Annotated in this window: 19 protein-coding genes; 15 read left to right on the forward strand and 4 right to left on the reverse strand. The window is 49.1% G+C overall.

The window, feature by feature from the left end; all coding sequences use genetic code 11:
* The first annotated feature begins 8 nt into the window (after positions 1 to 8).
* The 15 genes from BM331_RS08840 (at position 9) to BM331_RS08910 (ending at position 15,977) form a co-directional block, all read left to right on the forward strand.
* Positions 9 to 1,070, forward strand: coding sequence for a TRAP transporter substrate-binding protein (locus BM331_RS08840; RefSeq protein ID WP_074928981.1), 1,062 nt, complete (start codon positions 9 to 11; stop codon positions 1,068 to 1,070).
* A 94-nt stretch (positions 1,071 to 1,164) separates the two neighbouring features.
* Entirely contained in the window at positions 1,165 to 1,827 is a 663-nt protein-coding gene (gene pyrE / locus BM331_RS08845; protein WP_074928983.1) for an orotate phosphoribosyltransferase, read from the forward strand.
* A gap of 198 nt (positions 1,828 to 2,025) precedes the next feature.
* On the forward strand, positions 2,026 to 3,102 hold the full coding sequence (locus BM331_RS08850; protein WP_074928984.1) for an ABC transporter substrate-binding protein: 1,077 nt from the start codon (positions 2,026 to 2,028) through the stop codon (positions 3,100 to 3,102).
* A 4-nt stretch (positions 3,103 to 3,106) separates the two neighbouring features.
* Entirely contained in the window at positions 3,107 to 3,943 is an 837-nt protein-coding gene (locus tag BM331_RS08855; RefSeq protein ID WP_074928986.1) for an ABC transporter permease, read from the forward strand.
* Positions 3,944 to 3,947: 4 nt separating this feature from the next.
* Positions 3,948 to 4,769: an ABC transporter ATP-binding protein gene (locus tag BM331_RS08860; RefSeq protein WP_074928987.1), complete on the forward strand. Its 822-nt coding sequence runs from the start codon at positions 3,948 to 3,950 to the stop codon at positions 4,767 to 4,769.
* A gap of 115 nt (positions 4,770 to 4,884) precedes the next feature.
* The gene (gene glgP, locus BM331_RS08865; protein WP_074928989.1) at positions 4,885 to 7,440 is read left to right on the forward strand and encodes an alpha-glucan family phosphorylase; all 2,556 of its coding nucleotides are present in this window, start codon (positions 4,885 to 4,887) and stop codon (positions 7,438 to 7,440) included.
* Positions 7,441 to 7,757: 317 nt separating this feature from the next.
* Positions 7,758 to 8,240 (forward strand): flagellar basal body-associated protein FliL, encoded by a 483-nt coding sequence (fliL, locus tag BM331_RS08870; RefSeq protein ID WP_074928991.1) that lies wholly within the window; start codon positions 7,758 to 7,760, stop codon positions 8,238 to 8,240.
* Between the two features lie 12 nt (positions 8,241 to 8,252).
* A complete protein-coding gene (gene fliM, locus BM331_RS08875; RefSeq protein WP_074928993.1) occupies positions 8,253 to 9,245 on the forward strand; it encodes a flagellar motor switch protein FliM in 993 nt (330 codons plus the stop codon).
* Between the two features lie 28 nt (positions 9,246 to 9,273).
* Complete coding sequence (gene fliN / locus BM331_RS08880) at positions 9,274 to 9,747, forward strand: flagellar motor switch protein FliN (protein WP_074928995.1); 474 nt, start codon at positions 9,274 to 9,276, stop codon at positions 9,745 to 9,747.
* Positions 9,748 to 9,773: 26 nt separating this feature from the next.
* The gene (gene fliO, locus BM331_RS08885; RefSeq protein ID WP_074928997.1) at positions 9,774 to 10,217 is read left to right on the forward strand and encodes a flagellar biosynthetic protein FliO; all 444 of its coding nucleotides are present in this window, start codon (positions 9,774 to 9,776) and stop codon (positions 10,215 to 10,217) included.
* A complete protein-coding gene (gene fliP, locus BM331_RS08890; RefSeq protein WP_074928999.1) occupies positions 10,207 to 10,992 on the forward strand; it encodes a flagellar type III secretion system pore protein FliP in 786 nt (261 codons plus the stop codon). Before fliO ends, fliP begins: the two co-directional genes overlap by 11 nt.
* A gap of 15 nt (positions 10,993 to 11,007) precedes the next feature.
* Positions 11,008 to 11,283, forward strand: a complete 276-nt coding sequence (fliQ, locus tag BM331_RS08895) for a flagellar biosynthesis protein FliQ (RefSeq protein WP_074929002.1) — start codon at positions 11,008 to 11,010, stop codon at positions 11,281 to 11,283.
* Positions 11,284 to 11,382: 99 nt separating this feature from the next.
* Positions 11,383 to 12,183, forward strand: coding sequence for a flagellar biosynthetic protein FliR (gene fliR, locus BM331_RS08900; protein ID WP_074929004.1), 801 nt, complete (start codon positions 11,383 to 11,385; stop codon positions 12,181 to 12,183).
* A gap of 188 nt (positions 12,184 to 12,371) precedes the next feature.
* Positions 12,372 to 14,435 (forward strand): coiled-coil domain-containing protein, encoded by a 2,064-nt coding sequence (locus tag BM331_RS08905; RefSeq protein WP_256214870.1) that lies wholly within the window; start codon positions 12,372 to 12,374, stop codon positions 14,433 to 14,435.
* Between the two features lie 105 nt (positions 14,436 to 14,540).
* Positions 14,541 to 15,977, forward strand: a complete 1,437-nt coding sequence (locus tag BM331_RS08910; RefSeq protein WP_074929007.1) for a DUF4139 domain-containing protein — start codon at positions 14,541 to 14,543, stop codon at positions 15,975 to 15,977.
* Positions 15,978 to 16,039: 62 nt separating this feature from the next.
* Here the strand turns inward: BM331_RS08910 and BM331_RS08915 are convergent, their stop codons facing one another.
* The 4 genes from BM331_RS08915 to BM331_RS08930 form a co-directional block, all read right to left on the reverse strand.
* The gene (locus BM331_RS08915; protein WP_256214871.1) at positions 16,040 to 16,969 is read right to left on the reverse strand and encodes an alpha/beta fold hydrolase; all 930 of its coding nucleotides are present in this window, start codon (positions 16,967 to 16,969) and stop codon (positions 16,040 to 16,042) included.
* Positions 16,970 to 17,325: 356 nt separating this feature from the next.
* On the reverse strand, positions 17,326 to 18,540 hold the full coding sequence (locus tag BM331_RS08920; RefSeq protein WP_074929010.1) for an argininosuccinate synthase: 1,215 nt from the start codon (positions 18,538 to 18,540) through the stop codon (positions 17,326 to 17,328).
* A 38-nt stretch (positions 18,541 to 18,578) separates the two neighbouring features.
* On the reverse strand, positions 18,579 to 19,502 hold the full coding sequence (argF, locus tag BM331_RS08925) for an ornithine carbamoyltransferase (RefSeq protein WP_074929011.1): 924 nt from the start codon (positions 19,500 to 19,502) through the stop codon (positions 18,579 to 18,581).
* Between the two features lie 175 nt (positions 19,503 to 19,677).
* On the reverse strand, positions 19,678 to 20,859 hold the full coding sequence (locus BM331_RS08930; protein ID WP_074929012.1) for an aspartate aminotransferase family protein: 1,182 nt from the start codon (positions 20,857 to 20,859) through the stop codon (positions 19,678 to 19,680).
* Positions 20,860 to 21,090: the final 231 nt, after the last annotated feature.

Raw genomic sequence — 21,090 nt, forward strand, 5'->3', positions numbered from 1 at the left:
AGAATAAAATGAACCTTCGGATACGCTTCCGTACATTCTTCATTGCATTTCTGATTTTCTCATTTCCCCTGACTGCTGGTGCAGACGCCACTTATAAATGGCGTCTGGCCATGTCCTGGCCGGAAGGAACGCCGATGCTGCACAATGCGGCCAAGCGTTTTTCTGAGAATATCGAAAAAATGTCAGGGGGGCGGATGCACATTACTGTCGATGCACCTGGTCGACACAAATCTGCTCTGGGAATTTTTGATTTTGTGCGAATCGGCGCATACGAAATGGGCCATACTGCTTCCTACTACTATAAAGGTAAAGATCCGGCCACCACATTCTTCACGACAACGCCGTTCGGCATGACACCCACTGAGATGAACGCCTGGTATTACTACGGTGGTGGACTGGAACTGCTGCATAAGATCTACGCCCGGCACAACATTGTCGCTTTCCCGGCCGGAAACACGCACATTCAAATGGGAGGATGGTTTAGAAACGAAATTCACTCATTGGAAGATCTGCAAGGACTGAAGATGCGTATTCCCGGACATGCCGGCGAGGTAGTAGAAAAAGTCGGCATGAAACCTGTCAACATCCCGCCTGGCGAACTCTATACAGCGTTAGAACGCCGCACAATTGATGCCGTCGAATGGCTGGGTCCCGCCAATGATGAAAAAATGGGCTTTCAGCAAATAGCTCCCTACTATTACACTGGATGGCACGAACCGGGCGCAGAACTTCATCTTCTCATCAACAAGGAAAAATTTGATGCGCTACCTGAAGACCTGCGCACCATCATTGCAGTCGCTGCCAAGGAAGCCTCACTTGATATGCTGTCTGAGTCCTTTTATCGCAATGCCCTTGTCTGGGAAAAAATGCGTGAGGAACATGGCATTCATATTCGCACTTTTCCTGACGATGTACTCCAGGCTTTCAAAAAAGCCAACGATGAACTGTTGCAGCAGATTGCCAACAAATCACCGGTTGCCCGTGAAGTCATTGAAAGTCAGCGGATGTTCCTGATCAAGGCAAAGGAATGGAGCAAAATCACCGATCAAAACTATTTGGAGTTACGTTAATTCCGGCCTTTAAAAATACTTTTCCGAAACGAAACAATCTGCTGCATGCAGCTGCTAACTTGGCCCTGATCATTTAATACACAACCTGATACCTATGGCGGATTTTCGACAGGAATTTATTGATTTTGCTCTTCGGTATAACGTCTTGCGTTTTGGTAACTTCAAAACTAAGGCGGGTCGCCCCTCCCCCTATTTCTTCAATGCCGGCTTATTCAATGATGGCCAATCGCTGCAACAACTGGGACAGTTCTACGCTCAGGCCATTCTTGCTTCCAAAATCCACTTTGATGCTCTGTTCGGCCCTGCCTATAAAGGCATTCCGCTAGTTAGTACCGTTGCCATCGCCCTTGCCAAAGCTGGCCACAACCATCCTTTCAGCTTCAATCGCAAAGAAACCAAGGATCATGGTGAAGGTGGCAATATTGTAGGTGCTCCGCTGATCGGGCGTATCCTGATTGTCGATGACGTCATATCAGCAGGCCTGTCTGTCGGCGAATCTGTCACCATGATTCGCACAGCCAGTGCTACACCATGCGGCATCATGGTTGCGCTGGATCGTATGGAAAAAGGCGGGGATGAATGCTCCACCTTGCAAGAAATCAGAAACAAACACGACATCCCGGTCATTTCCCTGGTCACACTGGATGATATCGTTGCTTATTTATGCACTCGGCACGATCTTGCCTGCTATATTCCGGCAATAGAGACCTATCGCGCACGCTACGGCGCAAAAATATCGGATAGCTCCGAACAGTAGCAACAACAACTCTGCGGACAGGTACACATCGTCCGTCACTCCAACACTATTCTTAGCCTGGTTACATCCCTCGGCTATCTATTATTCTTTTCCCCCGCTTCCGATCAAATTGGAAATCTTTACTGGCTTTTCCAGTAAATCTGATTACAATACAAATCTCAGAGAACGATCAGTCTACCTTTATGGAGGATTCCAATCATGATAAAAAATATTATTGGTCGTCTGATTAAAAAGAACACCACCACCCCGACAATCCACGAGCCGGGCAACACGCTGTTTATCCCAGCAAGGCGCCGATTCCTGTGTACCTGCGGCTGTGGAATGTTCTATGCCACTGCTGCTGGCGCCGGGCTATTGGCTGCTGCGACACGCGCTGAAGCCGCTGCGGGCGGTACGGTCATTCGTGTCGGGCATTTACCAGCAGGCTGCGTTTCTCATCTGCTATTGGCAAAAGTAAGGGGCAAATTTGCCAAAGCGGGGTTAAATGTCGTCCTGACACAATTCAACAGCCCTGGTGATGCTATGCAGTCGTTAGTTGCCAATAATCTTGAGATGATACACAGCCCGTGGACTATGACGGCAGCCGCCTACACCGCTGGTACTACCGACCTGCGCATTATTGGCGGCTCCGGCCAGGCCGGTATTGAATTGGTCGCGCGCAATGGCTCGGTTAAATCTGTGGAAGAATTTATCGATGCGGCGGGTAAAGGGCTGCGTGTGGGAACCTTGCGGCTAGATACGCTGGAGCTGGTTGGATACGGCACCATGTCACAACATGGCAAATCCTATGACGACTACCGCATGACCTTCTTTCCGAGCATGATCGGCATGGGAGAAGCCATTGCCAACAAGGCGCTGGATGTCTGCACTCTGGCGCAACCTTACGCCGAGCATGTTGTTTCTGAACAAGGAGCGGTTTATTTGACCGACTCCAACTCAGTCTGGGGACCTGAAGCGGCAGACTGTGTTGTCACTACCAGAACCCGCACTATTGATCGTCAGCAGGATGTGTTGAAAACTTACCTTCTGGTTCTGCAAGAATCTGCCCGGGCCTTTGCCGAGGATTACGAAGCAGTACTGGATGATTTGCAGCCTATCTACGGTGTGCCGAGACCGATATTATCTGTTGCACTCAAACGCCAGTTCCCCAACCCGGTCATTAGTCAAGTGGGAGTTACCGGCTTGCGTCAGGGAGCAAAATATTTGACCGAACTGGGTTACCTGAAGCCGGATGTCATTGAGACCGTTCTGGATCTGAAATACCAGCCGGCCTGACGCCATGAAATCTCATACTCCAGGAAAATCTGGCCACCAGTTCACACTGACTGGCCGGATTAGCCAACTGATTTTTAAATCAAATTTCCTGTGGTTTTGCCTGGCCTGGTTGCTGATCATCCTATCCTGGGAGCTTGGTTCCTGGCTGGAATGGTTAAATCCGCAAATCCTGCCCCCTCCCAGTGAAACTATTCCGTATGCCTTTTCCGGCAACATCACCATCGGGTTTGGTCAGCAGAGAACCGGATTGTTTGAGTCCACTGCCATCACGCTAGGGCGCGTGGGTACCGGTATGCTGATCGGCCTTTTGGTCTCATCCTGCCTCGCTATCATGGTGACTGAGCTGCCTATTTTACGGCGATTGATCTTGCCCATTGTCCAGTCGCTTGCACCTATCGCACCGGTGGCCTGGATCCCTTTCACCATCGTTGTCATTGGTATTGGTGGCCCGGCCGCTGTATTCATCGTATTCATGGCCGTACTCGGAACCATGACACTCTCATTGATTGCCGCACTGGATGGTATCCCGGATGAATATCTGAAAATCGCCCATAATCTGGGTACCTCACGCATCCGTATGTGGTGGTATGTACGACTGCCTGCCATCATCCCCGGCACGATGACAGCCATTCGCATGTCGTTCTTCGGTGCCTGGATGGCTGTTCTGGCGGGAGAAATGGCTGGTCTCAACTCCGGCTTGGGGTACATGATCATCATGGCGCAGCAGATGTACAACATGAAACTGGTCATGGTCGGCATTCTCGCCATTGGCTTCATTGGCTTTGCCATTGATCGCCTATTATTGCTGATCAACGCCAGACTATTGCAATGGGTACAGTAAACTTATGAACACAATACCCTCCTCCTCATCCGGCGCCCGACTGGAATTCAGCAACATCCGTAAATCTTTCGGTGATACTGTCTCTATCGAAGCAGATGGGCTCATCATAGAACCGGGCAGTCTGACTATACTGCTCGGACGCAGCGGCTGCGGCAAAACAACCCTGCTCAACCTCGCTGCAGGACTGGATTTTCCAGATCAGGGCAGCGTCAGTTACGATAATCAGGTACTGCAAGGCCCGGCTCCTTCGACTGCGCTGATTTTTCAGACTCATAATCTGTTTCCATGGATGACAGCGGAAGAGAATGTTGCTTTCCCGCTGCGTAACCAGGGTATGGCAAGAGTGGAAGCACTGGAACACGCAAGGCAATATCTCAAACAAGTCGAGCTGGAATCTTTTGCCGGCCACAAACCTTCACAATTATCTGGCGGCATGCGTCAACGTATCACCCTGGCGCGAACCATTGCCACCAAACCCCGGCTGCTACTACTGGACGAACCCTTCTCCGCACTGGATATGCAAACCCGCCGCATGATGCAGCGCTACCTGTTGCGTGTCTGGAGCGATTCCGCCGCTACCATACTGATGATCACCCATGATCTGCACGAAGCACTCATGCTGGCAGATCGTATCGTGCTCATGGCTTCATCCCCCAACGGCCATATTGCAGAAATTCTGGATATTGAACTTGATCGCCCCCGCAATCCGGAAAGCCAAGCCTTCCGCGCTATCCAGCAACAACTTGACCGCTTCCTGGAACATGAAACTCTCCTGGCAGAACATGCCCCCATCCTCGAATCAACTGATCAGACAAACAACCTGTAAATAACGGTAAAGGCAGCAGATCGCCATAGTTCCCCCTTACACGGCACTCACATCCCGACGAACAACCGAGTTAATATGTAACATCTGACATTGCAGCAGAAGAAGGATGAAGTATATGAAGACGCCTCGTTTACTGATGCCCTACTTGAGGGACCTGCCCACTGATCTGTTGCCACTGGTCGAACAAATTGCAAGCTTGGCAATGGATTTGCGTTGGACGTGGAGTCATGCTGGAGATGCAATGTGGAAGATCATGGATCCGCAGCTGTGGGAGCAAAGCGAAAATCCTTTCGTTGTTCTGCAAAATCTGTCGTATGAACGCTTGCAGACACTGAACCAAAATAAGGAATTCAAGCAATATCTCGCTCATCTGGCTGAGGCACGCAACGATTACTGTAACTGTGGCGGCTGGTTCGGTGATGTGTATGGCGACGTCAAATTGCGGGGAGTTGCCTATTTCAGCATGGAATACGGTCTGGGCAAGGCCTTACCGCTATATGCCGGTGGCCTGGGTGTGCTGGCGGGTGATTATCTCAAGGCAGCCAGTGATCTGGCTATCCCGATAACTGCAATCGGTCTGCTGTATCAGGAAGGTTATTTTCGGCAGATGCTGGATGCCAGCGGCTGGCAGCAGGAAATCTATCCGTATAATGATTCCAGCAGCCTGCCTTTGCGCCCCCTGCTGGCCCATAACGGTACTTGGCTATCCATTCCAATCGAATTACCCGGGCGAACAGTACAACTGCATGTCTGGGTAGCTCAGGTGGGGCGAATCAACCTGTATTTGCTCGACAGCAATAATCCTCTGAACAATGCACTTGATCGCGGTATTACCGGCAAGCTGTATGGCGGAGGAGAGGAAGTCCGACTGATACAGGAAATTGTGCTGGGAATTGGTGGCTGGCGGCTCATCGAAACATTGGAGCTGACAATTGATGTCTGTCACCTGAATGAAGGTCATGCTGCGTTCGTTACACTGGAGCGTGCCCGCTGTTTTGCGCAGAAAAGACAGATGGGTTTCCGGGAAGCGCTCTGGGCAACACGACCTGGCAATCTGTTCACCACCCATACCCCGGTGGCAGCTGGTTTTGATACCTTTCCGCGTGAACTGGTCGTTAAATACAGCCAGCCTTACACTAAAGACCCGGGAATGCCATTGGAAGAACTGATGGCACTTGGGCGCAGCAACCGGCAAGATGAGAACGAACCTTTCAATATGGCTTACCTGGCAGCACGCACCTGCGGCAGCATGAATGGTGTCAGCCGGCTGCATGGCCAGGTCAGTCGGGGTATTTTCCAAAAATTGTACCCCCGTTGGCCTGAATGCGAAGTACCGGTCACGCATGTCACTAATGGCGTGCATGTTCCATCGTGGGATTCCCCCTGGGCAGATAAAATCTGGACACACTTTTGCGGCAAAGGGCGCTGGCTAGGTTCGGAGGAAGCTCTCGCCGCTGAAATACGTAAACTGGATGATGCAACACTCTGGACTTTATGCGGCCAGGAACGCGCCGATCTGGTACGCCACGCCCGGCAGCGAATGCAGGTACTGCTGGGACAAAGGGGAGCAGATATAGAAGCCATCAATCAGGTTGACCGGATTCTGGATCCCAATGTGCTAACGCTTGGATTTGCACGACGCTTCACAGCCTACAAACGCCCCAACCTGCTGTTGCACGACCGTGAACGCCTTGCCCGGCTGCTAACACGGATAGACCAGCCAGTACAGCTGGTGGTAGCCGGCAAGGCTCACCCTGCTGATAGTGAAGGCAAGCGCTTCATCCAGGAATGGGCTCAATTCTCCAGCCGCCCGGATGTGCGTAATCATGTCGTGTTTCTCGAAGATTATGACATTGCACTGGCGCAGGAATTGGTACAGGGGGTGGATGTATGGATCAACACCCCGCGCCGGCCATGGGAAGCCAGTGGCACCAGTGGCATGAAAGTACTGGCCAATGGCGGGCTGAACCTCTCGGAACTGGATGGCTGGTGGGCCGAGGCCTACACTCCTGAAACCGGTTGGGCACTGGGTGATGGCCATGAACACCACGAACCTGGCTGGGATGCAGTAGAGGCAGAACAGCTTTATCACTTGCTGGAGAAAGAAATCATACCGATGTTTTACGACCGCGATGCCAGTGGCATCCCTGGAACCTGGGTGGCCCGTATGCGCGCCAGCATGGCACATCTTGCTCCGCAGTTCAGCAGTAACCGCATGGCGCGTGAATATGTCGAGCAACTGTATCTTCCCGCAGCGGCCGCTTTTCAGCACCGAACAGCCCCTGGAAGCTCTGCCGCGCAGGAATTGCGCCAATGGGATGAACAACTGAAAAAAAGCTGGCACGAGATACACTGGGGAAACCTGATCGTATCCAGAGATCAGGAAGACTGGATATTTGAAGTGCCGGTTTATCTGGGAGGTGTATCACCTGAATCCGTACAGATCCAGCTCTATGCTGATCCAGTTGCTGAGGAACCCCATGTTTGCGAAACAATGCAGCGTGGTGACGAGATGCCGGGAGCTATCAATGGATATCTGTATAAATCCCGGTTAAATACCGACCGCACTCATACCGATTTTACGCCACGCTGCGTGCCGTATCATCCCGATGCCCATATCCCGATTGAAAGTCACCTGATTCACTGGTGGATTGGAATGATGGCCCCATAAAAATATTAATCCCAGACTTTCATCAGCTTCTGGCAACAACAAAGAACACTTTCAAAATTTACAAAACTGCTCGACATAACTGGCTCCAAAGATGAGATTTTTTGCATCGAAATGAAAAGAGTCTCACAGATTAATCACTACCACGTCTTATCACCCTTCCCGGAATTACCTGCTACAAATACCCTTGTGGCATAACACGCCCCTTTCTGTCCAGAGTATGGAAATAGCCCGAGATTAGGTGATTATTTACGTGATCGAATCCCCTGGAGATTGCCCATAATGCGCTGATATTAATTAATATCCACGCAGGAGAAATTATGAGCGAAGCGACTGCACCGGCCGGCACGGGCAATAAAAGTAAACTGATCCTGTCCATCCTGATCGGATTACTGTTCACCGCGGCAGGCATCGGCGGAACCTGGTATTTCATGAAAAAACAGCATGAAGAGTCAGGATCAGAAGCTGTAGTCGAAAAGAAAAAACCGATAGCTTTTGTCAAGATCGAATCTTTTACCGTCAATCTGCAACCAGAAGAAAGGGAATCTCGCTATCTACAGGTGGAGCTATCCCTCAAAGTAAACGAAACCGAAGTAATCACGGTTATCGAAAACAGTAAACCTGAAATCCGCAATCAGGTTCTGTTGTTATTGTCCAGTAAAAAGCCCTCTGAAATCAATACGCTGGAGGGAAAACAAAAACTCAGCCAGGATATCATTCAGGCGATCCGATCAAAGATTGGATCTGAAGCCCTGCAAAGCGATATTCTGGATGTTTTGTTCACCTCTTTCATCATTCAGTAAACCCTGCTCGCCATGGCCGAGAACTTTCTCACTCAGGATGAAGTTGATGCGCTACTGAACTTTGATAGTAGTAACAAGCATCAGCAAGCAGCCCAGAAGGAAAACGAGGTCACCTATCCGGGCGGCATCCGCCCTTACGACATGGCCACCCAGGAGCGGATTGTACGAGGACGCATGCCCGCTCTGGAAATTATCAATGCACGCTTTGCCAATTCTCTGCAGATCGGGCTCTACAATTTTTTGCGGCGGGGAGTAGACATCTCCGCTGGTTCAATAAAAACCATCAAATACAGCGAATTCACCCGTTCACTGGTCGTGCCTGCAAATATCAACATGGTCAGTATGAAGCCATTGCGCGGCACTGCGCTGATCACCATTGATCCAAACCTGATATTTCTGATCGTGGACAATATGTTCGGTGGAGATGGTCGCTTTCATACCCGAGTGGAAGGACGTGAGTTCACCCTGACCGAACAGGGCATTATCCGGCGTTTGCTGGATGTTTTATTCGAAAACTACGAAAAGGCCTGGAAATCTGTCTACCCGGTCAGGTTTGAATACATCCGCGCAGAAATGAACCCGCAATTTGCCAATATTGCAACACCAACCGATGTTGTTGTCGCAAGCTCGTTTGAGCTCAATCTAGGCGGCAATCGTGGAGAGTTCTACATCTGCACCCCCTACACCATGCTGGAGCCAATACGCGATCTGCTCAACAACAGCATGCAGGAAGATCATGTGGAAGTTGACAATAACTGGATCAAGTCGCTAACCAGACAGGTACAAGGCGCAGAAATAGAAATTATTGCCAATCTGGGTCATGCCCGGGTGACATTACACCAGATCCTCAACATGCAGGAAGGTGATGTCATCGCACTTGATATTCCAGACACAGTAATGGCTATGGCAAATGGTGTACCGATCCTGGATTGTCATTACGGCATTCTCAACGATCACTATGCGCTTAAAGTCAAGACTGTACGAACCCCAACCGAAACTGACTGATAATTAAAATCAAACATCGGAGCAGAACATGAATGAACCGATATTAACCGAACCACAAACCGAACAGGATGACTGGGCCGCCGCCATGGCAGAACAACAGGCTGCTGAAACCCATTCGGTTACCGATGAAACCAGCGAATCATCAGCCAGCACATCAGCTCATACACCAGGCGAGGATCTGACAAGGCCATCTCCTGTTTTTGAGCAATTTTCCAGAAATGATGTCCTGAACGATACCCGTAACGATATCGATATGATTCTGGATATTCCGGTACAACTGACAGTTGAGCTGGGTCGCACCCGAATCGCTATTAAAAATCTGCTGCAACTGGCACAAGGCTCCGTCATTGAGCTGGATGGCATGGCGGGCGAGCCGATGGATGTGCTGGTCAATGGCTGCCTAATTGCTCAGGGTGAAGTTGTCGTCGTCAATGAAAAATTTGGTATTCGCCTGACAGACATCATCACTCCCAGCGAACGCATCCGCAAACTTAACCGCTAACTCACCTCTGGATTGATTCCATACCCATGCCGCGCATAATTGTCCAGATTGGCACCATACTGTGGTTACCTCAACAGGTGCTTGCCGAATCTGTGCAGAACCAGGGCTTCACCCCGCCCCCCCCTGTAATTTCCACCGGGAATATGCTGCAACTATCGGCAGGATTGTTCATCGTGCTGGCATTTATTGCACTGATTGCCTGGTTGTTCAAGAAAATTGGATTTAATCCTGCCAATCGAACCGGTCTGCTGAAAATTATCTCGTCCGCCAGTATCGGCCAGAAAGAAAGAGTAGTGATTGCAGAGATTGATGATACCTGGCTAGTGCTGGGTGTCGCACCCGGTCGGGTCAACTTGCTGCACCAGATGCACAAAAAATCCTCTCCATCTGTTGAAACAGCTGAGCCTCCCTCTGGCAACAGTTTTACAAAGAAGTTGCAGGCCAATCTGGAGCAAGATCATGAGCAATAAAAACCTGCTATGTAAATGGATTGTTATCCGGCGACACTCCATCAGTTGCATCATTCTGCTCCTGGTAGCGGGTATCAGCCCGGTGTTTGCCCAGAAAGCAGGGCTCTCGGCTATCACCAGCACACCAGCAGCGGGGGGAGGCACTACCTATTCCCTCAGCCTGCAAACTCTGCTGCTGCTGACTTCGCTGACATTTTTACCTGCTACTGTACTGATGATGTCCAGTTTCACCCGCATTATCATCGTTTTGTCATTGTTGCGACAGGCACTGGGTACGCAATCATCCCCTCCCAATCAGGTGCTGGTTGGTTTGGCATTGTTTTTGTCTTTCTTTATTATGTCGCCGGTCATTGACAAAATGTATATGGAAGCATATCTACCTTTCTCCGAAGACAAGATCAGTATTATCGAAGCGATGGACAAGGCAAGCGATCCACTCAAGATCTTCATGCTGCGCCAGACACGCGAAACAGATATTGCACTGTTCGCCCGGATTTCCGGGAGCGAGGAAATTGAAAGCCCGGAGCAGGTACCGATGAAAATTCTGGTACCCGCCTATATTACCAGCGAGCTGAAGACTGCTTTTCAAATCGGATTTATCGTCTTTATCCCTTTTCTGATCATTGATATGGTCGTTGCCAGCACACTGATGGCAATGGGAATGATGATGCTGTCGCCAATGATTATCTCGCTGCCGTTCAAACTGATGCTGTTTGTATTGGTGGATGGCTGGCACCTGCTGATTGGTTCACTCACCCAGAGTTTCTATACCTGATAAGGAGATCGCCACATGAGCCCGGAACAGGCAATGACTATCGGCCGACAGGCGCTAGAAATCACATTCACGATCGCTGCACCTTTATTGCTGGCAGCACTGGTGACAGGCCTGGCCATCAGTATCTTCCAGGCTGCCACACAGATCAATGAAATGACTTTGTCATTCATTCCGAAACTGCTCGCTATCTTCCTTACTCTGGCGCTGGCTGGCCCCTGGATGTTACAAATCATGCTTGATTACATTGAAAGGCTTTACACCAATATTCCCTGGATTATCAACGGTGGGTAGGCTGTTAAAAATGCATGGATTGGTACCTCTCTGATCACGTTTTGCTACAGCCTGAGAAATCACCTTCAACAGTACTCGAATAAAACAGGTTATCGATCCATGTTCAGCATCACCACCGAGCAACTGAACGACTGGCTAATTACCCTGATCTGGCCACTGGCCAGAATTCTCGCACTCATGACTGCCACTCCACTGCTGGGCAGCAGCAGTATTCCGACCCAGGTCAAATTGGGACTGGCTGTACTGCTGACTATTCTGATTGCCCCCCTGCTGCCTCCGCTACCTCAGATTGACCCAGGCTCCGGCGTTGGCCTCATTGTCTTGTTGCAACAGATTATTATCGGGCTGGCGATGGGTTTTTCCATACGCATTGTTTTTACTGCGGTAGAAATGGCGGGAGAAATCACGGGATTGCAGATGGGGCTCGGTTTCGCAACTTTCTTTGATCCGCAGCAATCCGGCCAGGTTCAGCTGGTTGGCCGTTTTTACGGACTGCTTGCCACACTCTTGTTTCTGGCCATTGACGGACATTTACAGGTTATTGCTGTGCTCGCACAGAGTTTCACCACCCTGCCAATCAGCGCAGATGGAATGAATGTTGTTTCATTCACAACTCTTGTTAACTGGGGTGCTGAAATTTTTGCGTTGGGATTGCATCTGGCTCTGCCGGTTCTGGCAGCTTTGCTGATCACCAATCTTGCGCTAGGTATCCTGACACGCGCTGCGCCGCAATTGAATATTTTCGCAGTTGGATTTCCATTAACGCTGGGAATCGGCCTGCTGGTCATGTCATGGGCTTTGCCTTATTTCACTCCTGTGCTCACAAAAATGTTTCAAGAAAGCTTTTCTATTATGCGTTCACTCGCCGGTGGGAGTGTCAATGTAACCGGCATACCATAACCCGGCTCCGGAAAGCCATTTTCGCTATGGCTCATCTGCGATGCTCACATTCTTTTAATTAACCAGGTTTTTCACCCCTTTTTTAGCCGATTGCCATGCCACAGTGATTGATAAGGTAAGCGCCGCTCCCACATTTTTCTCGATAAACGGTACCCGCCATGCTATTCAAATCTCATCTCAGATCGATTTTGAACATTTCACCACAACCGGAAAATGAGGCTGAATTAAACGTTGTCCCCGTTCATACCGGCAAAACGCTGCTATCCGGGAATGAACTCCCGGATACAAATGATCCTCTCGGACAAGAAGGTTGCGATTCTTCTTTTGATGACAGTAACGCCTCACGACTGGAGGCTGAAAATATCGCGATCCGTGAGGCCAAGGGTCGGATTGAAACTGAGGCTCGGGCACGTGTTACCGCAGAAGCGCGTGCCCGGGTAGAAGCCAGTGCCAGATTAGCCGCCGAAGCACGCATCAAGGCCGAAACAGCAGCCACAGAAGAAGCCAGGGCACGCGCCCGGGCAGAAACATTGGTGGCACAGGAGGCTCAGGCACGCCAGGAACTGGAAGCAAGGTTGCGTCAGACTGTTGAAGACGGTCTCAGGGCGGAAAAAGAAATTGTGGCCGCTTTGCGTGCCAAAGTACAAGCCGAAGCAGCAATAACCGAAAAAGCACGCAGGCGTGCACAAGAAGAAGCGCTTGCCCTGGAAAAATCCAGAGAAAAGGAACTGGCAGAGCAAAGAGCAATAGAAGCAGCCATTGCCCGCAGAAAAACCAATGAGGAAGCACTAAAGATAGCACTTGCCGCCTCCTCTGCCGAAGCAGAAGCAACAACACTGGCACGCACCAGAGCAAAAGAGGATGAGAAAAAGACTGCACTGGCAAATGCCAAAGCCGAAGCTGAACGTCAGGCTATCGAGGAAATTCGGTTGCGTATAGAGGCTGAAGCCAATCTGGCCTCACAAACGCAAGAAAAACTACAGGCAGAAACCAGGGCGCGAGAAGCTGAACAAGCCAAACTGGATGCTGAGAAAAGAGCAGTTAAGGCAGCAGATACCCGACAAGAACTTGATCTAGCTGAAAAATCGGAGGCAGAGACTCGTACTGCAGCCGAACTGGAAGCTGCAACTGCAGTACGCAGCAGGATAGAGGCTGAACGAAACGCCAAAACAATCGCGGAACAGCTTATCCAGATCGAGCAGGAGGCTGAACAAGCCGCCCTGGAACGTACTCGAGCCGACACTCTGTTGTTGGAAAAGACACAAACCTGCATCATTGCAGAAAATGAAGCACGAGCTGCTGTTGAGGCCCGCATACAGGCAAAAGAGCAGGAAACAGCCATATTCAACGAAAAAACACAAACTGATCTGGCTATCACGGATGCAATTCGGGAACGTATTCAGGCACAGGAAATGGCGATCAAACGATCCCGTGCTCGTGCCGCTGCAGAAGCAGTCGCCAAGAAAACAGCCGAAGATAGAATTGCAGCAGAAACCCATACAGCAAAATTGGCTGAAGAACGGATTGCACTGGACAGACAGCTTGAAAAAGAAACCAACGAACTGGCAGAAATGGAAGCACGTCTGATCGAAAACAGGAAAAAACAGGCTGAAGCTGTTCAGCAAGCCAGGTTGGCAGCCAGAGAGCGCATGGAAATGGAGCCAAAACTGACTGGACTCGCCACAACTATTGCGCAGAACCAGATTATCGCCATGGCAAAAGCGGAAGAGAGACTCCAGGCTGCTGAAATAACAGCCGCCACGGTACTGCATAAAATCCAGACAGAGGCTTCAGCCCTGATGGCAATACAAGCACGCATAGAGCAGGATGCGCTGGCTGTCGAACGTGCCATTGCGCGAGAAGCGGTTGAAACCATGGCTGTAGAAGCTGCACGGGCACGTATTCAGGCAGATGAGGCTGCGATTGCACTGGCCTCTCGGAAAATACGGGAGGAAATTGAAACAACCAGAATTATTCAGGATCGTTCCGACGAAGAAATTTCATCCAATATAATCGCAGATTATAAAGAACATTCTACTTCTTCTGATAACAGCGAAACCATGCTGGCAGATACTGAGGAAGGCACGGAAAAAGAAGTATCTGCTGAACTTATTGAGCCTGATGATCCAACAAGTCAACAAGATTCGAACACGGCAGATAATTCATTTCGATTAAATATACCCGGCCATTCAACAAAACCTGATGAAACAGAAGTACCATCAGATAAATCAGAAACTGCTGAAGTAGCATAACCTTTCAACTTGAACATCAAAACAGCAGCATGGAATACAACGTATCTATCTGCAATTTTTCAAGGCCAGACTATCAACAATACTAAAAAATCAGGAAAAAATGACATGCTGAAAGCCTTATATACAATTGTACTGCCGCTGACACTGGCAATCACCAGTGTTACTGGGTTTACCATGCACATGCAGGAAAAAACCATCACGCTCCAGGATCAAAAGCAGATCGGTGTTACGATCTACAATGAAAACCTGGCATTGATCAGGGATCTGCGACAGGTTTCCATGGAACAAGGTATAAACAGGCTAGTTTGGCGTGAAGTTTCAGCTCGGATACGTCCACAAACAGTACTGCTGCACACACCGGGGCAATCTTCCGAATCCCGGTTGCTGGAACAGAATTTTGATTTTGATCTGCTTACCCCGGAAAAACTGCTGGAAAGTTATCTCGGGCGCACCGTCAATGTTATTTATACCAATCCTGTAACCGGAAAAGAAACAATAGAAGCCGCCACCGTACTCTCCACCCTTGGAGGGGTGATACTGAAATTCACAGATCGGATCGAAACCGGTACTACAGGGCGAATCACCTTTCCGGATATCCCCGATCACCTGCATGATCGGCCCTCCTTGTCACTGGTACTGGAGAATACTTCTCCAGGAAAACGTGAACTCGAATTATCCTACCTGACCTCCGGGCTTTCCTGGCAGGCTGACTACGTGGCTAAACTCAATGCCGATGATAGCCGGATTGATCTCAGCGGATTAATTACGCTGGCCAACCATAGTGGCATTGCGTACCCGGATGCCCATCTGCAACTGGTGGCCGGAAATATCAATCAGGTTTCCTTCGAGCAACCTCAGACCAGAAAAATGATGGCCATGGTGGCTGACGCCGCCGAATATCAGGAGAGTAAGGAAGAATCCCTGTTTGAATATCATCTCTACACCATGCCTGCCTCCGCAACACTGGCAGAAAACCAGACAAAACAGGTAGCGCTGATGGCGGCTGCAGATATTCCGGTTAACAAAGAATTTCTACTGCGTGGTATTGAAGCTCATTACTTCAGCAGATATACCAGCGACGATAATAAATTGAGGCCAGATATTTTTATCCAGTTTGGAAACAAGGGAAAAGAGCTGGATAAGCCACTACCTGGAGGAACGGTACGTGTTTACAAAAATGATTCCCAGGGTAATGCGCAATTTCTGGGTGAAGATCGCATTGACCACACCGCGAAAAATGAACTCGTTCGTGTGAAGCTGGGTAAAGCTTTCGATATTACAGCCACGAGAACCCAGACAGATTTTCAGCAGCTGGATACCCCTTCTCAACATTTCACTGAAACAGCTCACAAGATTGAAATTCACAACACACGCCAGGAAGCAGTCACCATTCATGTACAGGAACCTATCCCCGGTGACTGGATAGTAATTTCAGAATCTTTTCCCCATACCAAGTCGGCCGCTAATCTGGCTGAATGGCAGATCATCATTCCCGGCAATGAGAAAACTGTGCTGAGTTACCGGGTTCGGATTAAACATTAATAAATACTGTCTGCTGCTTGCATAGGAGGCAGCAGATCTGATTACCTGTCTGACGATATTTATTACGCCTGATTTCTGAATTTCAGCAGAAAATTTCTGACCACGTTGATTTGTTCTGTATCCATCAGCATGGGCGCATGACCGATACCAGCCAGTTCAACGAACTTTACATCGGGCTGATGTAATTGCATTTCACTGACTGTTTCAGGTGTCAGAACCCCTGATTTTTCTCCCCGGAGCACCAGTACCGGAAGATCAAGCCGGTTCCAGTAGGGCCACAGATTGAGATCTCTCAAGTTCGATGGACGAAAACCGGATGAGATGACGGGATCATAGCGGTAGCCAATTGTGCCATCCTCATACTCACGTGCACTGTACAGTGCCATATGATGCCATTGCACATCTGTAAGCGCGTTATAGGGCAGTGCCGTATTGCGCATGTGTGTTTCCAGTTCTCTCAGATTCCGGAAACGGGGATCTTGTCCGATAGTCATGGCAAACGCAGACAGGATAGCGGATGAAACAAACGGGCCAATATCACTCATGACCAATGCACTGAGCCGGCAAATGGCTGACAAGCGCTGCCGGGCAGCCAGCAACATGCCAATCAGTCCTCCCATGGACACACCCACCCAGTAAAAATGGAGATAGTCGTGGTGGTTTTGCCGGTAGATATGTTTGAGCACACATTCCATATCAGACAAATAAGTCATCGCAGAATTGTAATCCTCTGCGTTTCCCAGCCAGTCACTGCGACCACGACCTGCCAGATCAATGCAAATCACCCTGAAATCTTGCTCCAGGGCTTCCGCCAGAAAATCAAAATCCCTGCAGTTGCGCGTCAGGCCATGTACACATATCACTACATGATGATTTTCCGGATTTCCCCAATCTGTATAGGCAAGCTGACGGCTGCCTCGTCCAGATTTTGCTTTTCCAGGTTGTGCCGGCACAGACAGATATTTCCATGATATATCTGAAGGGTTTTTCATAGGATATCTTTCAGAATTATGCGTAATCATAGCAAACGAGTTTGCTGAACCGCGATTGCACGAATACCAATCAGTTTATACAACCAGAGCAATCAAAGAAGAACAGAGATAGTCAGAAAAGCAGTCAACGCAGTACTTTCTGCAAATTTGATAATAAGAACTAAGAATAGCTGATCTTAGTAGCTCTACTTTCTGCTGACAGGTGCTAACTGTGTAGTTTTAAAGTCAGCACCTTAGAACCTGTTCAAGGTCTCTATCAAGGGATACAGTTCAATTTCAACGCCGTAATGCGCCCTTCAGTGAGATATTGAACAGGTTCTTAGTTAACAGGCTCCGGGATAGTCGATTTCCCTAAATCATTGCCTGCAAAGAGCTTTTGCAATTCGCATTCTCAGCGCATTAAGTTTGATGAAGCCTGCAGCATCCGCCTGATGATAAGCCCCTCCGTCTTCCTCAAAAGTAGCAATCGTGGGATCGAATAGCGAATCTGTCTGGGAATCACGCCCGACCACCATCACGTTACCCTTATAGAGCTTGACCCGGACTTGGCCATTTACATGTGCTTGGGACTCATCGATAAGCACTTGTAATAATTTTCTTTCTGGGCTCCACCAGTAACCGTTATAAATCAGTGCGGCATAGCGTGGCATCAGATCATCCTTCAAATGGGCAACTTCCCGATCAAGGGTGATTGATTCGATTGCACGGCGGGCACGCAGCATAATTGTGCCACCAGGCGTTTCATAGCAGCCACGTGACTTCATTCCAACATAACGGTTTTCCACCAGATCAAGGCGCCCGATGCCATGTTTACCGCCTAATTGATTGAGTTTAGCCAGCACAGCTGCAGGAGATAACTTCTCACCATTCAATGCAACAATATCACCCCGCTCATATTCCAGATCCAGATACTCAGGCTCATTTGGTGCAGCTTCTGGCGAAACCGTCCAGCGCCACATGCTTTCTTCTGGCTCTACAGCAGGATCTTCCAGTGCACGTCCTTCATAGGAAATATGCAAAAGATTGGCATCCATGCTGTACGGCGATCCCTGCTTTTTCTTCATCTCAATCGGAATACCCTGTTTCTCGGCATACGCCAACAGTTTTTCACGCGAAGTTAAATCCCATTCGCGCCAGGGAGCAATGACACGGATATCTGGCTGCAAGGCGTAATACCCAAGTTCGAAACGTACCTGATCGTTACCCTTTCCGGTTGCGCCGTGAGAAACCGCATCAGCACCTGTTTGCTGTGCAATTTCCACCTGTCGCTTAGCAATCAGCGGGCGCGCGATACTGGTGCCAAGCAGATATTCCCCTTCATAAACCGTATTGGCACGGAACATGGGGAAAACATAGTCGCGTACAAATTCTTCACGCAAATCTTCAATGAAGATTTCCTGGATGCCGAGCTGTAGAGCCTTGGCACGTGCAGGCTCAATTTCTTCACCTTGGCCGATATCCGCTGTAAAAGTAACCACCTCGCACTGATAGGTATCCTGCAGCCATTTCAGAATGACCGAGGTATCCAGTCCCCCCGAAAATGCCAATACCGCTTTCTTAACTTTATCCATGTCTCTTCACAATCAAAAATTTACAGGTAATTAAAAGATTACCTGACACTAATCCTGCCCAGCAGCAAGTACTCCATCAACGCCTTTTGTGTGTGTAGCCGATTTTCGGCTTCATCCCACACCACTGATTGAGGCCCGTCAATAACTTCTGCATCCACTTCCTCACCCCGATGTGCCGGCAAACAATGCATGAACAGCACTTCTTTTTTTGCACAGGCCATCATCTCAGTATCCACACGAAAATCTGCAAAATCATTTTTACGTGTATCCAACTCGTCTTCAAAACCCATGCTGGTCCACACATCCGTTGTAACCAGATCTGCATCTTTCACCGCATCATGTGGCGAGGCAAACTGTTCGTAGTGATCTGTGCCATACAAACCTGCCCGCTCAGGCTCCACTTCATAACCCGGTGGAGTAGAAACATGCACATTGAAGTCAAAAATTTCGGCAGCTTGCAGCCAGGTATTGCACACGTTATTGGAATCGCCGATCCAGGCTACAGTTTTGCCTGTGATACTTCCACGATGTTCCATGAAGGTAAAGATATCCGCCAGAATCTGGCAAGGATGATATTCGTCTGTCAGGCCATTGATCACCGGCACCCGTGAATTCTCAGCAAAACGTTCAATAATTTGATGCTCGTGAGTACGAATGGTAATGATATCGACCATTCTTGAAATAACTCTGGCAGCATCCTCCACCGGCTCGCCACGCCCCAACTGGGTATCACGTGTTGAAAGATAGATGGCACTGCCACCCAATTGATGCATGCCTGCTTCAAATGAAAGGCGTGTACGTGTGGAGTGTTTTTCAAAAATCATCGCCAGCGTACGGTCGGTCAACGGCCAGTAGCGACGATATTGCTTGAATTCATTCTTGATCCAGCGCGTCCGGTCGAACAGGTACTCGTATTCCAACCGGTCAAAATCCTTGAACTGTAAAAAATGCCTGATCTGCATAAATGATTTCCACCAACAAAAACATCCGGGGATTTTTGTATTTCTGGCTCATCTATCAAGTAGATGAAACAAAAACCACTTGAATCTGAAAAAGTAAAAAAGCGGGACAACCAAGTAGCAAGAGGAAGTCTTTCGAGTGCACTCTAGCGACAACCGTCGGCTCACACCCCTATCATTATTTCTCCCGATTCTCAAGAAACCAGGAAATAAGAGCGGATACCTCGTGTATCACCTGTTCTGCCTCTGTCTTTTGCATATTCAATGCTGGCAGTAATCGTACTACCTTTTCAGATGTCACATTGATCAGCAAATGACGTTTCAATGCTTCAGGCACAAGCTCGCCACAGGGTATCGGCAGCTCAATCCCGATCATCATTCCCTGTCCGCGAATTTTCAGCACGTTTTGCCAGGTGTGCAATCTCCGCTTGAATTCCTCTCGCATGAAATTACCGATAGTCACAGCATTAGCCATCAATCCTTCCTGCTCAATGATGTCAAGAGTGGCCAAAGCAGCTCTACATGCGAGTGGATTGCCACCGAAAGTAGAAGCATGATTACCAGGCTTGAATACTTCTGCCGCTTTTCCGCCCGCCAGACAGGCGCCAATCGGCAGGCCGGATCCCAATCCTTTTGCCAGAGTCATAACATCCGGTACGATATCACTATGCTGAAAAGCAAACCACTTGCCCGTCCGCCCAAGGCCACATTGCACTTCATCAAGCATCAGCAACCAGTCGTTCTGGTCGCAGATCTTACGCAATCCTTGCAGATAGTTTGCTTGTGGGAAATTAACTCCGCCTTCGCCCTGATAGGTTTCCAGTAGTACCGCCACAATTTCCTTGTTATTCGCTGCGACCTTGTTGACTGCCTCCAGATCATCATAGGGCACACGTACGAAACCCGTGAGTAACGGCTCAAAACCCGCCTGAGTCTTGCGATTACCCGTGGCAGTAAGTGTCGCCATGGTCCGACCATGAAATGAGCGCTCCATGACAATAATCGTTGGCAGATCTATTCCTTGGTTATGGCCGTAAAGCCGTGCCAGTTTAATAGCTGCTTCATTCGATTCTGCTCCGGAATTACAGAAAAAAACCTTCTCCAAGCCTGACAGACTAGTCAATCTGTCTGCTAAACGCTCCTGATTCTGAATGTGGTAGAGATTAGAGGTATGTATTAACGTAGCAGCCTGTTCACACAAGGCTTTCGTCAGCACCGGATGGCAATGCCCAGCCCCGCAGACCGCAATTCCTGATAGCGCATCAAGGTAGCGATTACCTTGATCATCCCACAGCCAAACGCCCTCCCCCCTGATAAAGGTAACGGGAAGCCGCGCATAAGTATTCATTAAATGAGACACAGAAAGCACACCCTATTTTTTTGTTCTAAAACACAACACGGCGGCTTGTGCCGCCAATCCCGGGAACAAATTCCTTCATGCAGAACTTCTGAATAAATTTATGCGTAAAAACAACATAGACTTATTCAGAAGCTCCTTTACACTCTAGCGAAACAATATTCACTTATTTATCAAGTCATTTCAAGCAGTTTCTCTGTCGGATATTCTGATCGAAATCAGTCACCCATACCT

Origin of the sequence: Nitrosomonas eutropha (assembly GCF_900116685.1) — a bacterium.
GTDB classification, from domain to species: domain Bacteria; phylum Pseudomonadota; class Gammaproteobacteria; order Burkholderiales; family Nitrosomonadaceae; genus Nitrosomonas; species Nitrosomonas eutropha_A.